The organism is Marixanthomonas spongiae (genome assembly GCF_003095375.1).
Lineage (GTDB): Bacteria > Bacteroidota > Bacteroidia > Flavobacteriales > Flavobacteriaceae > Marixanthomonas > Marixanthomonas spongiae.
On sequence record NZ_QEHR01000001.1, the window covers coordinates 266471 to 282255 of the forward strand.

The window sequence follows — 15785 nt, forward strand, 5'->3', positions numbered from 1 at the left end:
TTCAATACCTATAACTTATTTTTTCAGGTTTTATTTTTTGTTTCAGCAATTATCAATTGGGCCGTTTTCTCGCTGGCACCTTTACCTCCCAGTTTTTGCTCTAAGTCGTAATAGTCCAAAAACAGTACGGCGCGGTTGTATTCGTCCAATATTTTATTCAACTCCTTTTTTAAACGCTTGGTGTTGAAGTCGGTTTGAATGAGTTCGGTCACCACTTCCTTGTCCAAGATCAAATTCACCAACGAAATGTAGCTTAGGTTTATCACCCGCTTGGCGATTTCATACGAAATACGGCTCCCTTTATAACAAACCACCTGCGGCACTTTATATAAAGCCGTTTCCAGTGTGGCCGTGCCCGAAGTCACCAAGGCAGCGTGCGAAATGCTCAACAGATCGTACGTTTTATTGAGCAACAGGTGCACATTCTGCTTTTTTAGAAATGGGGCATAAAAAGAGGCTTCTTGACTGGGGGCACCGGCAATGACGAACTGAAATTCGGTAAAATCCCCCACTACGCTCAGCATCACTTTCAGCATTTTTGAAATCTCCTGCTTTCTGCTTCCGGGGAGCAACGCGATGATAGGGCGTTCGTCCAATCCGTTTTCTTCTTTAAAAGAAGCAGGAATTACCTGCTTGCGCTGGGCTATTTCATCGATTAAGGGATGTCCCACAAAATGAACAGGAAAGCCGTGCTTTTTTTCGTAGAATTCTTTTTCAAACGGAAGGATCACGTACATAAAATCCACATCGCGCTTAATGCTTTTTATACGGTTTTCTTTCCACGCCCATATTTGTGGCGAAATATAATAATGTGTGACAAACCCGTGTTGTTTGGCCCATTTTGCGATACGCAGGTTAAATCCCGGATAATCGATAAAGATGATGGCATCGGGCCGGTAAGCTTCAATGTCTTTTTTACAGAATGAAATGTTCTTCAATATGGTACGCAGGTTAAAAAGCACCTCTACAAAGCCCATAAATGCAAGGTCGCGGTAGTGTTTTACGAGCGTTCCGCCAACAGCTTCCATTAAATCGCCACCCCAAAACCGAAAGTCCGCTTCAGGATCGTGAACCTGCAACGCTTTCATTAAATTGGCCCCGTGCAAATCGCCGGAAGCTTCGCCTGCTATGAGGTAGTATTTCATGATTTTTAAGTACTTCGGAAATAGCTTCAGAAACAAAAATAGGGCTTTAATTGCAACTTTTTAAGGATAGGTGTTGCAATTTGGTTTCAGAACGCTGTTCCAGCACAATCTATTTCTGTTATAAGAATTTTGAAATTAAAATCACCAAAGCCGCCAAAACCGTAGCTAAAACAACACCCCTGGCGCGATACATTTTATTTTTCTTCAAGAGGATAAAGAAGGCACATAAATTTAAAATAGCACCCAAAGCGATGATGTTGCCCAATACATCCTGTTCAATGGAATATTGGATGGTTTTCTCCAGTGTTTCTTTTGAGAAAAAATAGATGTACAGATAGCTTCCTGCAAGGTTGGCGAACACCCCAATTAAAAACCCAACTATAATTTCTTTGCCCATTTTGCTCATGACAATTTCCAGGTATTTAAATCTTGTATGGCGTGGTGGGCCGTAAGGTCGAATTGCACGGGCACGACCGAAACAAAACCGTTTGCCAAGGCCCACTCGTCGGTATCTTCGCCTTTGTCCTCGTTTACAAATTCTCCAGTAAGCCAGTAATATTCGCGCCCTAACGGATTAACACGCTTATCGAACTGCTCCTCCCAATGGGCATTGGCTTGTCGGCATACTTTTATGCCTTTTAATTTAGATGCCGGCAGCTTGGGAATATTCACATTCAAGACCACTCCTTTGGGCAAGCCGTTTTTCAAGGTTTCTTCGGCAATGGTTTTTATAAACTTTTTGGTAGGTTCAAAATCGGCCTCCAAAGAATAATCCAACAGCGAAAAGCCAATGGAAGGAATGCCTAGGGTACCGGCCTCGACCGCCGCACTCATAGTCCCGCTGTAAATCACGTTGATGGACGAGTTGCTCCCGTGGTTTACGCCGCTCACGCAGAGGTCAGGTTTGCGTTTTAAAATTTCATTTACGGCCAATTTTACACAGTCCACCGGCGTGCCGCTGCTACTATACTCTTGCTGCGGCTCTTTCTCCCGCACTTTAACCGTATCGCAGTACAAGGTGTCGTTTATGGTAATGGCGTGTCCCATGCCACTTTGGGGCGAATCTGGAGCCACGACACACACGTCGCCCAAGGTGTTCATTACCTCAATAAGTGCCCGTATGCCCGGAGCGGTTATCCCATCGTCGTTCGTAACTAAAATAAGTGGTTTTTTCTTTGCCATTGCTACAATTTATGGCTGCAAAAATACAATTTTACCGTTGGGTTTGGTTGTTGAAGTGCTTCATTTTTCTGAAACCTTACACTCATTGATTTTTTCAGAAACGCATTGCGCTTTAATTGAATGGACAATAACATTGCACCCCGAATTCAATTTTCGTAATTTTGATGAAACAATCCCTTCAAAAAACAGTATGCGAAAAATTCAAATGGTCGATCTTAAAGGCCAATATCAAGATATCAAAGAACAAGTAGATCAATCGATGCGGGATGTAATAGCCTCCACTGCATTCATCAACGGGCCGGAAGTTCATAAGTTTCAGGAAGAACTGGAAGCCTATTTAGACGTAAAACACGTGATACCCTGTGCCAACGGTACCGATGCGCTGCAAATTGCCATGATGGGGCTTGGATTAAAACCCGGCGACGAAGTAATCACGGCCGATTTTACCTTTGCGGCTACCGTAGAAGTCATTGCGTTGTTAGGCCTGACCCCCGTTTTGGTCGATGTAGACCCCGTTAGTTTCAATATTGACGTGGAAGCCATTAAAAAAGCCATTACGCCAAAGACCAAGGCTATTGTCCCGGTTCATTTGTTTGGTCTTGCTGCCAATATGGAGGAAATCATGAAAATTTCCGAGGCTCATAATCTATACGTTATTGAGGACAATGCACAGGCCATTGGTGGCACCTATACTTCAAAAGACGGCACCAAAACAAAAACTGGGACTATTGGGCATGTAGGTTCTACCTCGTTTTTCCCTTCAAAAAATTTAGGCTGTTATGGGGATGGCGGTGCTATTTTTACCAATGATGACGATTTGGCCCATACCATCCGTGGCATTGTAAACCACGGAATGTACGTTCGCTACCATCACGATGTGGTTGGGGTGAATTCGCGTTTGGATTCCATTCAAGCTGCCGTATTACGAGCAAAATTACCAAAGCTCGATGCCTATAATGCCGCCCGTAGAAATGCCGCAAGGGCTTATTCAAAAGCATTGAAAGGCATTCAAAATATCGTGATACCCACTGGGTATTGCGAAGCCGAAAATTCGGTTTGCGAGGTGTGTGATTGCCACGTGTTCCATCAATATACGCTTCGGGTTTTAGGTACCGATAGGGATGCATTAGTAAAACATTTAAACGATAACGGAATCCCGTGCGGGGTATACTATCCTATTCCACTGCACCTTCAAAAAGCTTATAAGGACGACCGTTATAACGAAGCCGATTTTCCGGTCACCAACCAACTGGTGAACGAAGTAATCTCACTCCCCATGCACACCGAACTGGATGACGAGCAAATTGCCTTCATTACCAAAACACTCATCAACTTTATAACAAAATCATGAAAAAAATAGTCGTAACCGGAGGATTGGGCTACATTGGCTCCCATACTGTTGTAGCACTTCAAAACACCGGATTTGAGGTCGTGGTTATCGATAACCTGTCCAACTCCTCTTTGGATGTTTTGGGTGGTATCACCAATATTACCGGTCAAGCTCCTGCTTTTGAGCGCTTGGACCTTCGCAACAAAGCCGATGTCACCGAATTTTTCAAAACCCATAACGATCTGGACGGGGTGATTCATTTTGCGGCGAGTAAAGCCGTTGGTGAAAGCGTGGAAAACCCCTTGTTGTATTATGAAAACAACTTGAACACCCTTGTTTATCTATTGCAGGAATGCAAGGCTCATAGCATCAACAATATTATTTTCAGTTCGTCGTGCACGGTATATGGCGAACCCGACTCGTTGCCCATCACCGAAACAGCACCCGTAAAAAAGGCCATGTCCCCCTACGGAAACACTAAACAAATAAGCGAGGAAATCTTAAATGATGTATGTTCCATTTCTGAAATAAAAGCGATCGCCTTGCGGTATTTTAACCCCATTGGCGCCCATAAAAGTGCTGAAATAGGGGAATTGCCAATTGGTGTTCCCCAAAATTTAGTTCCGTTTATTACACAAACGGCAGCTGGCATTAGGGAACAGTTATCTGTTTTTGGAGATGATTACGATACTCCCGATGGAAGTTGCATTCGCGATTACATTCACGTGGTCGATTTGGCCAAAGCGCATGTCATAGCCATGCAGCGGCTTTTGAACAATAAAAACAACACTAATTTTGAGTTATTCAATATTGGTACCGGAGCGGGAAGCTCTGTTTTTGAAATCATAAATACTTTTGAAGCAGTAACCGGGAAAAACTTGAATTATAAAGTAGTAGATAGGCGTCCAGGCGATGTAACGGCCGTTTATGCCGACACACAGAAAGCCCATGAGGTTCTGGGTTGGAAAGCCGAAAAATCGTTGGAAGAAGCTTTGGCATCTGCCTGGAAATGGGAACAAAAAGTTCGCAGTAAAAAAGTGATTTAACTATCGTTTTGAAGGGTGTACCCTAAATTTGAGTTGTATTAAAATTTTTGACTAAAGACAGCATTAGACGTAAGATAAGTTTATTGAATTTCTTACGCATTTATTTATTAATATTGTTATTAACCTGTTAAGTAGCAAATATTATGAATCATAAGTCTTTCAGTCCTGCGCCAGTTTTTGTTGAAATTTAACATCTTATTTACTTTCGACATCCATGATAGAATCGTTTTAAAAAATAAACACTCAAATTACACCCTATGATGAAAAACTTTTACATCTTACTTACTGTTCTCTTTATTTCTTTCGGAAGTTTAGCCCAAAAAACCTATTTGCACTGTGGCAAATTGGTTGATGTGAAAAATGAAAAGGTGCTGAGCCAGAAAACCATTATCGTTTCAGGAACTAAAATTGAAGCCATTGAAAACGGTTATCTAACCGCCAAAAACGAGCAAGACACCACCATCGATTTAAAAGACAAGACCGTCCTGCCCGGCTTGATTGATATGCACGTACATTTGGAAGGGGAAACCAGTCCCGATAATTACCTGAAACCTTTCACCTTAAACGAGGCCGATGTGGCCCTTAACGCTGTAGGATACGCCTATAAAACGTTGATGGCTGGTTTTACCACGGTTCGCGATTTGGGCGGAAGCGGTGTTAACGTTGCATTACGGAATGCCGTAAACAACGGAAAAATTACAGGTCCAAGAATTTTCACTGCCGAAAAAGCATTGGGCACCACCGGCGGGCACGCCGATCCTACCAATGGCCGAAAACGCAACTTAATGGACGATCCGGGACCTAAAGAAGGCGTGGTCAACGGCACGGACGATGCCAAAAAAGCCGTTAGGCAACGCTATAAAAACGGTGCCGACTGGATAAAAATCACAGCTACCGGCGGGGTGTTAAGCGTTGCCAAGAACAGTAAAAACCCACAGTTTACCGAAGAGGAAATTAAAGCTATTGTTACAACAGCCCAAGATTACGATATGCAAGTGGCCGCCCACGCCCATGGCGATGATGGAATGCAACGTGCCATTAGGGCTGGAGTAAAAACCATAGAGCACGGGACATTGATGAGCAACGAAACCATGGAATTAATGAAACAGCACGATGCTTATTTAGTACCTACCATAAGTGCAGGAAAATATGTAGCCGAGAAAGCAAAAGTGGACGGGTACTATCCGGCAATTATTGTCCCAAAGGCATTAGAAATAGGGTCTCAAATTCAAGACATGTTTAGACGGGCCTATAAAAAAGGTGTCTCTATTGCTTTTGGCACCGATGCTGGCGTGTTCCCACACGGCGACAACGGAAAAGAATTTGGTTATATGGTCGAGGCCGGAATGCCGGCTATAGAAGCATTACAGTCAGCAACGATAACCAGTGCCAAGTTATTAGGCCAAGAAAGCAACCTAGGACAATTGCAGCCTGGTTACTTAGCCGATATCATTGCCGTTAAGGATGATCCCACCCAAAACATAAAAACGATGGAAAACGTTGTTTTTGTTATGAAAGAAGGCATCGTTGAAAAGGATTAATCTATGTTTAACAAAGCATACTTGCATAAAACCGTAAGTCTTTGTTTCTTTGTACACTAACTTTAAAACAAAGTGATGAAATTAGTTTCAGTGAAACGAAAAACAAAGAGTGAAAAACGATTTACCCAAAAAATGGGCATGTTTACTGCCAAAGTGATCTATGTAAAAAAGCGGTTTTTAAACATTCCGTTTAAAACCATACACAAATACCGTGAGACCTATTACGGCAAAGTAAAGGATTGCGAAGATTGCCAGATCAAGGCTTAAAGCCTTATACATAACCCTATAAACTAAAAAAACCCTCCTAAAACTGGAGGGTTTTTTAATATCAATACTACTAGACTAGTTTTATTGGATTTCTTAATAGTTCCAAAGGTCTATTTCCATGTTGCGTATTTTCTCTTCAATACGGTCAGACTCCAACAATTGCATTAGAGCATTGTCGTTTATGTAGTCGCGTACGCCACGGTCGCCCTGTACGTTATCTTCCTTATAGATAAGGCCATCAAAACGCCTTGAGTTCAATAAATGGTCGTACGATATGGGTTGCGAGGTGTTTTTTCGGTTAAAAGCTTTTGCGTTGTGCAACACTTCCCGTGCACCGGGGAACCATACCCAGAACAATTCAACTTTACTGTCGATGTTATCGTCTGGGAATGCTTTCGAACGGGCTTCGTTTGCAACTGGGCAAATGCCCAACAAACGGTACTTCAATTCGCCCTGGCGCTTATCGATGTACCAAAGGCCACGAATTCTCCATTCTTCGAGATCACCGGCATCTAAGGTGAATTTACGAATGTACTGTTCGTCCACTTTCCCTTCGGCATTGAACTGCTCAATACCAAGGTCGGTTGTGTCGCTATATACCAATGAGGCGCTAAGATCGTCCAAGGTTCTTTTTTCAGTAAAATAGGAATCTGCATACACGTGCTCTATTTCACCGTTTTTAATGGCAGTAACCAGCACATCGTACAAAGACCGACGTTCTGAACCAATGTTATTGGTGTCGATAGGGTAATACAACGGAAAGTTTACCCGTTCGTCCAGGTCAATGATTTCCCAAACGGCTTTAGACCACAGTACATCGCGTTCATCTACATAACCGTAGGGTAAAGGCTCATCATTATCATAGGCAATTTGCGCCTCGGTCTTTTTGCCTATATCCTCCGGGGTCTCGGCATTCAATATGTTTACCTGTGCCGAGGCACCAAAACACATGACAAGGCCAAAAACCGCCGTAATAACATTTTTATTGTTCATAGTCTTTATTTTAGTATTCTAATTTGTCAACTCAATAAATACAGGAGCTGTTTTCTTCAACTTAACATTGCTGCCTGAAATACTGGTATTGATATCGTAAATTTGTACCGCTTCGCCACGTTTTGCCCTACGCAAGGCTGCTTTGGCTTGGGCGTTTAGTTTAGTTCCATTGACCGTTACAGTAGGTTGTCCTGAAACTTTAAAGCTGAAACCGGTTACCCGTAGGTTAAGGTCAAAATCAAAGTCTTCAAGAATGGCGCTTATACTGGCAATCTCCAGTCCTTGCCGCTGCATTCTTACAATTCCCGTTTCGCCACGCACCGCTCCAATTGGGGCTGGAATGCCTTTGATACGGAATTCTTTTGGGGTACTTATACGTTGCCCGTCGGGTAAAGTTCCGCTGGCTGTAATTGTCACCTTTGATCCCGAAGTAGGACGCATTACATATTTACTACCGGAGACTTTACTCAAACCAGGAGCAGTGGCATTTACCTTATTATCTGGAATACCGGGGATGGAGACCGTCATTGGGTTGTCCACACCACGATACACCACGTTCATTTTATCGGCAGAAATCACAGCTGAATTAGGTTTTGAAATGGTTGAAAATTTTTGATCAACATTAATACCTACTGGTTTTCCATTTTGCAAAAATACCAGTTTACCTTTAATTTCGTGATCACCTGGACTTCCAGCACTAATATTTAGTAAAACACGCCCATCTTCAATAGTATATTGATTTTCAGTTAAAGGTTTTCCATCTAAAGTTAATTCAACACTATCTGGTTTTGTAGCATCGTCCTTTTTTCCAAGTACAATTGCCCCATTAAAATTTTCACCTGAATAATAAGCTGATTTAGGTTGCTCAAGAAGTGTTGTATACTTATTAAAAGAAAGAGCCATAGCTTGTTGACCAGATAGCATTTTCTGCAGTATTTCGCTTTGATTTGTCTTTACATCATTTTGAATAGATGTCATTTTAGTCAACGAAGCAATTAAAGGGAACCCTTCATAATGATAATTCAACCAATTTTGATTGCCTCCCTCTCTTTTAACAGGATCCGTGCTAAAGTTATCATTGATATCTTCTTTTAACGCTTCTACTCCCGCAACCTTGTTAGCAACAGCCGTATCAGAAAGAACTTCGATCATTGAGGTTCGATACGTATTCATTTTATCAATGAATTCTTGTCCTTCTGGCCTTAACTTATCGCCTACAAAAAATAGGTTGTTAAAATAATCTGCTTTATCCATTACCTCATATTCGGTAGGGTCTTCCATATTTTTAACAGCACCAGCCTTTAGATTTTCAAGATAGGTGTCTAAATCTGATGTGATTGCTGAAATCTCTTTCGCCTTTTCTTCCACAGCACCATATTGTGCTGGCTCATCATTAGCTTTGGTAGCTAATCCTTCCATAAATGCTTGATTTCGCTGTGAAGCATCTACATTTGAAGATTGAATTTTTTCATTTAAAAGTCCAAAAGCAGACAGTACTTCTTTTGACATATTTAAAGCCAGCATAGCGATAAAGATCAAATACATCAGGTTGATCATCTTCTGCCGGGGTCCTAGTTTTCCTTGTGCCATGTGTTTCTTTTTTAAAAATTAAAGATAGTTGGTTGAAAAACCGGATTAGTTTCTGTTCATTGCTGAAAGCATTCCACCATACACACCGTTAAGCGATGATAGGTTGGTTGCCAAATGCTCCATTTGTTGTTTTAGCTGGGTCGCGTTTTCGGCTACTTGCTCGTTTACTTCGGCTTGGCGGCTGGTAGATTCTACTTGAACTTTGTACAAGCTGTTCAACGATTCCATCTGGGCTGCTGCCAAGGCCATTTCCTCGCTGTATTTTTTGGTAGAGCTCATAGCTTCAGCCGTTGGGGCCATGCCTTTTGCAGCTCCTTCAAAAGAACGGATGCTCGTGCTTAAGCTGTTCATTAATTCTGAATCGATACGGGCATCTTTCAACATAGCGTCCAGTTTTTTGGACAGCAATCCTTCTGCATCTTTAGCTTCCTCTTTCTTTTTTGCCCTAGTTTGGCCTCCTGCCAGTTCAGGATATACCAAAGACCAATCCAAATCGTCATCTACCGGCTCGAAGGCCGAAATAGCAAAAATGATTGCTTCGGTAATAAGTCCTACTGCGAGTAGAAACCCACCTGTTAAGGTAGCAAAGCCTAAAGGTAACTCCCAGTGCAGGATTTTAAATAAAGCTCCTAATATTACGATAGACGCACCAAGGCCATAGGCCATATTAAACAGTTTTTTTGATGATTTTGACTGTGCCATAATTGAAAAGTTTTTAGTTTAGATTAGTTAAGTTATGTTTTTGTTTAAGTTAAAGGTTGGTTGCAAGACAGGGGCTTATCGTCCGTCACCAAAATTTTCGTTAAGGGTTACATCGGTACCCATATAGTCCTGTACCGTTCTGAAACCGATATAGCTTCGTGCAGAATCTGCATATTCATAGTCGCGGGTGCTTACTTGCAAGAAGTAGGCAACATCTTTCCAAGAACCGCCACGAACCACTTTTCGCATATTGTCGGGATCGTTCACGTTAGGGTTCATGGTCGATGTATATTCATACGAAGCGGGATCGTAAGAAGAAGCGACCCACTCGCTTACGTTACCGGCCATGTTGTACAGGTTGTAATCATTTGGTTCATACGCATCTGCTTCAACGGTATAAAGCGCTTGATCAGCAGCGTAGTCGCCACGCAAGGGTTTAAAGTTTGCCATAAAACAACCTCTATCATTTTTTGCATAAGGGCCACCCCAAGGGTAGGTAGCAGATTCCAATCCCCCTCTCGCAGCGTACTCCCATTCTGCTTCCCCAGGAAGACGGAACGAGTTTACATGCTGACGGTTTCGGGATTTTTGATAGGCGTTTTTATACAAGGTCCTCCACGCACAAAATGCTTTGGCCTGTTTCCAGTTTACCCCAACCACGGGATAATCGCTGTAGGCTTCGTGCCAAAAATAGTCGTTGTGCATTGGTTCGTTATAAGAATAGTTGAAGTCTTTTATCCAAACGGTAGTGTCTGGATAGATTTTTATCTCTTCCTTTTTTATAAAGTCTTTTCTGTTTTTGTTTTTGGCTTTTGCCGCCGCACCAATATCCATGTAGGTGTACTGAAATTTCAATTTGTCCACATCAATGGTACGCTGGCCGTTGTAGGCTTCTTCAGCTGGGATGTACATGGTGTCCATCACTTCGGAATAGTATTCATCTGGAAATTCTGAAGTATCCCAAATAATATCAATATCGTTATTGATTTTTCTTCCTGCATAGTAATCTTCGCCCATGCCGTAATAATTGTCGTAGTTGTATTGTTCCCAAGGGGTCATTTCCTCGTTTTCTTGGTCCACAAACGCATATTCGCCAATACCGCCATTGCCGGGTGTTTCGCCCACCTCATCGGCCAAGATTGCCAATTTAAGGCGTACGGTAGAGTCGCGTACCCAGTTTACGAACTGTCGGTACTCGGCATTGGTGATTTCGGTTTCGTCCATATAGAACGAACGAACAGTCACGGTTTTTGTAGGCGCGTCGTTAACGGCCACAAAGTCGTCGTCAGCTTTACCCATGATGAAAGATCCACCAGGGACAAGAGTCATCCCATATGGTTTTTCGGGATGCCATTTTTTACCTTCGGCGCCTATTAGCTCACCCCGGTCTCCGGAATTACAACTAAATAAAAAGGCAACGATCGCAGTTAATGCAATAAACTTCTTCATAGGTATCAGGTTAAGTTTTCGAGATTTAAGGGCGTAAACCTATTTATAAAATATTTAAAAAGCAACATATTTTTAAAAAAACCTTAACTCTCTTTGTTCTTAGTTTGTTAGATTATACTTCGTTTTTGCGGCGGGCCTTAAACCACCGCTCAGGGATTTCCTGATTGGTTGCACTCAAATAATCGCCATAAGTGCAAGGTAATAACGTTGGTGTTTTTAATTTATTATTAACATTTGAAATAAAAGGCAACTCAATCCACCATCTTCCGGTTTTATTGCTCTTTTTAAACACTAAAATATCGTCATCGACCGGTACTTTATAGGTGGTATAGTGCTGGTCATTGCTAAAATCACCTTCTTGAACCCTAAAATTAACACCCTCGATAAAATACCAAAGCACCTGTGCCACCAACATAGCACCGGTTTCAGCATTTTTAAAATCTTTCAGTTCATAAATCCCAAAAGAACTCACACGGTTGCTGATTCCCGCATAACGGGATATGGCACAAATCTCCCGTCCATCGAACCCGTTGGGACTGGCTGTAGTAGCATAACTCATTTCTGTGCTTTTTATTGCCGAAATATCCAAAGCCACCACATCGGCATCCCGCAAAATGGGCTCGACAACCGTAATGTCGCGGGTTACTTCGCCCAATCTGTACGCATCAAAATACAGTTTCTCCATTAAAGCAATCTCGCCTGGAGGGTTAAAATAAGACTGATACCCTAATGTGCTGTAGTTAAAAAGATTGTAAGGTTTATCGACAATGATTTTACCAACATAGGATTTATTGTTGATGGGTTTCTCGGCATCGCCAAGGTCAAAATTAGTATCCACGTTCACTATATTCACCATACTTCCGTGGGAGTCGTACGCACGGTACTGAGCATATAACAGGTCTTGGCTTCCGCCTAAAATCAATGGGGCAATCTTTTTTTTCAACAAGGCCTCCACCACTGTTTTAACGGCAAAATAGGTGTCCTCCACAGTTTCGCCCTTTTTGATATCGCCCAGATCGACAATGCCGTGTGACCAATTGCCTGGATACAGGGCATAAAACGCTTTTCTAAACGCATCCAACGAAACGGTTTCGCCCAGATAATTTACATCCTTCCTGTTTTCTAGTATGCCCAAGAGGGCGAACTTTGTATGTTGTAAATCGGGCAATTCCCCTTCGGCGGTATGGGCATCAATCTGTTTCCCTAAAACGCCTTCGGGCAAAACCTCTTTGTGCGCGATCGTTTTTTTTGAAATCGGCGAGAGAAATTCTATCATTATTTTTTCTTGGCAGTCTTTTTCTTGGTTGATTTTTTACGCGTTTTCTTTTTTGGCGCTTTCTTCTCTAAAATATCCTTGGCTTCTTCTAAGGTTATCTTATCGGCTTTTGTTGATTTTGGCAGCTCTACCTTGGTTTTGCCTTTAATAAGGTTGAAACGACCCCACCGTGCTTTTTCCAACCGAATGCCTTCATCAGGCCATTCGTTGATGAGCTTGTCTATTTCTTTTTGCTTTTTGGCCTCGATGAGTTCAATGAGGTCTTCTTCCGAAAGGTTATCGAAATCGTACTTTTTGTTCACATTAATGAACATATTGTTCCATTTAATGAATGGACCAAAACGGCCTTTCCCTTTGGTTACGGGCAATCCTTCGTATTCATAAATGGGGGCATCGGCTTTTTTCTTTTCTTCTATCAATTCTTTGGCTTTTGCCATATCAACATCAAGAGGATCCATTCCTTTGGGAAGTGAAATGAATTTTTTCCCCCAACGCACATACGGCCCATAACGGCCGTTGTTGGTCTCTACCTCTTCGCCGTCATACACCCCTAAATCTTTTGGCAGTTTAAACAAGTCCAGCACTTCTTCTAAAGTTACCAAATGCAATTGCTGGTCTGGACGGAGGCTGGCGAATTGTTTTTCGTCATCTTCTGGCGCCCCAATTTGGGCCATAGGGCCGTATTTTCCTAATCGAACCAAAACGGTCCTTCCACTTTCAGGATGCTCACCCAAAATACGTTCCCCGCTCTCTCGTTCGGCATTTTCCTGCACATCTTCCACATGGGGATGGAATTTTTCATAAAACTCCTGAAGCATCTCTTTCCACTCTTCTTTTCCTTCGGCTATGTCATCAAAATCTTCTTCCACTTTAGCGGTAAAGTTGTAATCAAGGATATTTCCGAAGTGCTCCACCAAAAAGTCGTTCACGATCATCCCAATATCGGTGGGCACCAATTTTCCTTTATCACTGCCAACAGTTTCGGTCAGCGTTTTATCTTTAACAGTATCCTTCGCCAACGTTAACTGAAGGTATTTGCGCTCCTCACCTTCCACCGTTCCTTTTTCAATATAATTTCTGCTGATGATAGTAGAAATTGTAGGTGCGTACGTTGACGGACGTCCAATACCCAACTCTTCCAACCGTTTCACGAGGGAAGCTTCGGTGAAGCGGTACGGAGGCCTTGTAAAGCGTTCGGTGGCAGTTATGTACTTGTTGTCGAGAGTGTCGCCTTTGGTCAATTTTGGCAACATGCCGTCTTTTTCTTCGTCTTCGGTATCGGTACCTTCCAGATATACTTTAAGGAAACCGTCAAATTTTATCATTTCGCCATTGGCAGTAAATTGCTCTTCTACTTTTTCTTTTCCGAGTACATCTATTTTCACATTGGTTCGCTCCAATTGCGCATCGCTCATTTGTGAAGCAATGGTTCGTTTCCATATTAAATCGTACAACCGTTCTTGGTCGCGATCCCCACTGATGCCGTGTCGCGACATATCGGTAGGCCGTATGGCTTCGTGGGCCTCTTGCGCTCCTTTCGATTTTCCTTTGTAATTGCGCGGTTTACTGTATTTTTCGCCATACGCCGAACCGATTTCCTTTTCGGCCGCTTTTTTGGCATCATTGGAAAGGTTCACGCTATCGGTACGCATATAGGTGATTAAGCCAGCTTCGTACAGACGTTGGGCGATGGTCATTGTTTTTCCTACCGAAAAATATAATTTTCTCGACGCTTCTTGCTGCAAGGTAGAGGTGGTAAATGGCGGTGCTGGTGATTTTTTTGCCGGTTTTTTGGTGAGGTCGGCTATTTTATAGTTGGCACCTACGTTTTTCTGAAGAAATTCGCGTGCTTCTTTTTCGGTTTCAAAATTCTTCGGAATTTTTGCTTTAAAGGTGCTGCCGTCTTCGGTTTTAAATTCGGCATCCACGCGATACGAAGCCACCGGACTGAAGGCCTCGATATCGCGTTCGCGTTCCACAATTAAACGCACGGCCACACTTTGCACACGCCCAGCGGAAAGGCCTCCTTTTACCTTTCGCCACAATACCGGGGAAAGCTCATACCCTACCAAGCGATCCAAAATACGGCGTGCCTGCTGGGCATTGACGAGGTTGTAATCTATTTTTCGAGGGTTTTCTATTGCTTTTAAAATGGCGGTTTTCGTGATTTCGTGAAAAACAATGCGTTTTGTTTTTTCGTCTTTCAGGTCCAACTCTTCGGCCAAATGCCACGCTATCGCTTCTCCTTCCCGGTCTTCATCACTCGCCAGCCATACGGTTTCAGCGCTATTAGCTAATTTTTTCAAATCCCTTACCAAGCTCTTTTTATCGCTTGGCACGATATATTTAGGCGTGAAATCCCCTTCGGTATCCACCCCTATTTCCTTGGACGGCAGGTCTGCAATGTGCCCAAAGCTGGAGGTGACCTTGAAATCTTTTCCGAGGAATTTTTCAATGGTCTTAGCCTTTGCGGGCGACTCTACTATCACTAAATTCTTTGCCATATTGATTTTTGTTTGGGTTACAAAAGTATGTGATTTTTTTTACTCCGTTGTTCGGCCAATAAAATTTAGGTTTCCGTTAACACGATATAAGCCAAAAAATCAAGAGATTAAATGATCAAATTTTAATACCACCCAACGTATGATTTCATTTTTTGCACTTAGAAAACAGCTCGCTTTAAAGTTGATGCTTGTAGGAACGGCTGTCTTTTTACTTCAAAGTTGCCGGTCTTTGGCAGATGTGCCTACTTTTTCAAGCAACAATGCGGTTCACGTGGCCATTGAAATACCGGCCGGTACTAATGCCAAAATAGAATATAACAAAAAACTCAACAAATTAAAAGTAGACCAACAGAACGGGAAAGACCGCCTTATCGAATACTTGCCGTACCCGGGAAATTACGGGTTTATCCCTTCTACCTATTCAGATCCAGAAAAAGGTGGCGACGGCGACCCGTTGGATGCGCTGGTTATTTCTTCCAGTTTGCTTTCGGGCTCTGTGGTGGAAACCATCCCAATAGGCATGCTTAAATTGATGGACAATGGCGAACAGGACTATAAGGTGATCTGTATTCCTTCAGAAAAAAGACTCCAAACGGTTTCGGCTACATCATTAACTGAATTTTCAGAAAAATATCCCGATGCCCTAAAGATTATCGAGCTTTGGTTTTCCAATTATGACCCCGCAGATACGATAGTCATCGAAGGTTGGGGTGATGAGAAAGAGGCGCTTGCTGAAATAAATAAAGTTTTAAAAAAATGA

Annotated in this window: 14 protein-coding genes; 5 read left to right on the plus strand and 9 right to left on the minus strand. The window is 42.5% G+C overall.

Annotation, left to right across the window (positions count from 1 at the left end):
* Positions 1–23 precede the first annotated feature (23 nt).
* The 3 genes from lpxB to surE all read right to left on the minus strand — a co-directional run bounded on the left by lpxB (position 24) and on the right by surE (position 2327).
* Positions 24–1145, minus strand: coding sequence for a lipid-A-disaccharide synthase (gene lpxB / locus DDV96_RS01325; RefSeq protein ID WP_116692932.1), 1122 nt, complete (start codon positions 1143–1145; stop codon positions 24–26).
* 118 nt (positions 1146–1263) lie between these two features.
* The gene (locus DDV96_RS01330) at positions 1264–1551 is read right to left on the minus strand and encodes a hypothetical protein (protein ID WP_165805938.1); all 288 of its coding nucleotides are present in this window, start codon (positions 1549–1551) and stop codon (positions 1264–1266) included.
* Positions 1548–2327, minus strand: a complete 780-nt coding sequence (gene surE, locus DDV96_RS01335) for a 5'/3'-nucleotidase SurE (RefSeq protein WP_116692933.1) — start codon at positions 2325–2327, stop codon at positions 1548–1550. Before surE ends, DDV96_RS01330 begins: the two co-directional genes overlap by 4 nt.
* A 190-nt stretch (positions 2328–2517) precedes the next feature.
* On the opposite strand from surE, the gene DDV96_RS01340 reads away from it, so the two are divergent.
* The 4 genes from DDV96_RS01340 (at position 2518) to DDV96_RS01355 (ending at position 6511) form a co-directional block, all read left to right on the plus strand.
* Positions 2518–3678: a DegT/DnrJ/EryC1/StrS family aminotransferase gene (locus tag DDV96_RS01340; RefSeq protein WP_116693188.1), complete on the plus strand. Its 1161-nt coding sequence runs from the start codon at positions 2518–2520 to the stop codon at positions 3676–3678.
* Positions 3675–4703 carry a UDP-glucose 4-epimerase GalE gene (gene galE / locus DDV96_RS01345; protein WP_116692934.1) on the plus strand — a complete coding sequence of 343 codons (1029 nt, stop codon included), beginning with the start codon at positions 3675–3677 and terminating at the stop codon, positions 4701–4703. Before DDV96_RS01340 ends, galE begins: the two co-directional genes overlap by 4 nt.
* 260 nt (positions 4704–4963) lie before the next feature.
* Positions 4964–6244, plus strand: a complete 1281-nt coding sequence (locus tag DDV96_RS01350; RefSeq protein ID WP_116692935.1) for a metal-dependent hydrolase family protein — start codon at positions 4964–4966, stop codon at positions 6242–6244.
* Between the two features lie 75 nt (positions 6245–6319).
* Positions 6320–6511, plus strand: coding sequence for a hypothetical protein (locus tag DDV96_RS01355; RefSeq protein WP_116692936.1), 192 nt, complete (start codon positions 6320–6322; stop codon positions 6509–6511).
* 93 nt (positions 6512–6604) lie between these two features.
* Here DDV96_RS01355 and porN read toward each other — a convergent pair whose 3' ends face one another.
* The 6 genes from porN to topA form a co-directional block, all read right to left on the minus strand.
* On the minus strand, positions 6605–7504 hold the full coding sequence (porN, locus tag DDV96_RS01360; RefSeq protein WP_116692937.1) for a type IX secretion system ring subunit PorN/GldN: 900 nt from the start codon (positions 7502–7504) through the stop codon (positions 6605–6607).
* 18 nt (positions 7505–7522) lie between these two features.
* Positions 7523–9094 (minus strand): type IX secretion system motor protein PorM/GldM, encoded by a 1572-nt coding sequence (gene porM / locus DDV96_RS01365; RefSeq protein WP_116692938.1) that lies wholly within the window; start codon positions 9092–9094, stop codon positions 7523–7525.
* A 45-nt stretch (positions 9095–9139) separates the two neighbouring features.
* Complete coding sequence (gene porL / locus DDV96_RS01370) at positions 9140–9796, minus strand: type IX secretion system motor protein PorL/GldL (protein ID WP_116692939.1); 657 nt, start codon at positions 9794–9796, stop codon at positions 9140–9142.
* Positions 9797–9871: 75 nt separating this feature from the next.
* Complete coding sequence (gene porK / locus DDV96_RS01375) at positions 9872–11245, minus strand: T9SS ring complex lipoprotein PorK/GldK (protein WP_116692940.1); 1374 nt, start codon at positions 11243–11245, stop codon at positions 9872–9874.
* Between the two features lie 112 nt (positions 11246–11357).
* Entirely contained in the window at positions 11358–12521 is a 1164-nt protein-coding gene (locus DDV96_RS01380) for a formimidoylglutamase (protein ID WP_116692941.1), read from the minus strand.
* Entirely contained in the window at positions 12521–15025 is a 2505-nt protein-coding gene (topA, locus tag DDV96_RS01385; protein ID WP_116692942.1) for a type I DNA topoisomerase, read from the minus strand. Before topA ends, DDV96_RS01380 begins: the two co-directional genes overlap by 1 nt.
* Positions 15026–15164: 139 nt before the next feature.
* On the opposite strand from topA, the gene DDV96_RS01390 reads away from it, so the two are divergent.
* Entirely contained in the window at positions 15165–15785 is a 621-nt protein-coding gene (locus tag DDV96_RS01390) for an inorganic diphosphatase (RefSeq protein ID WP_116692943.1), read from the plus strand.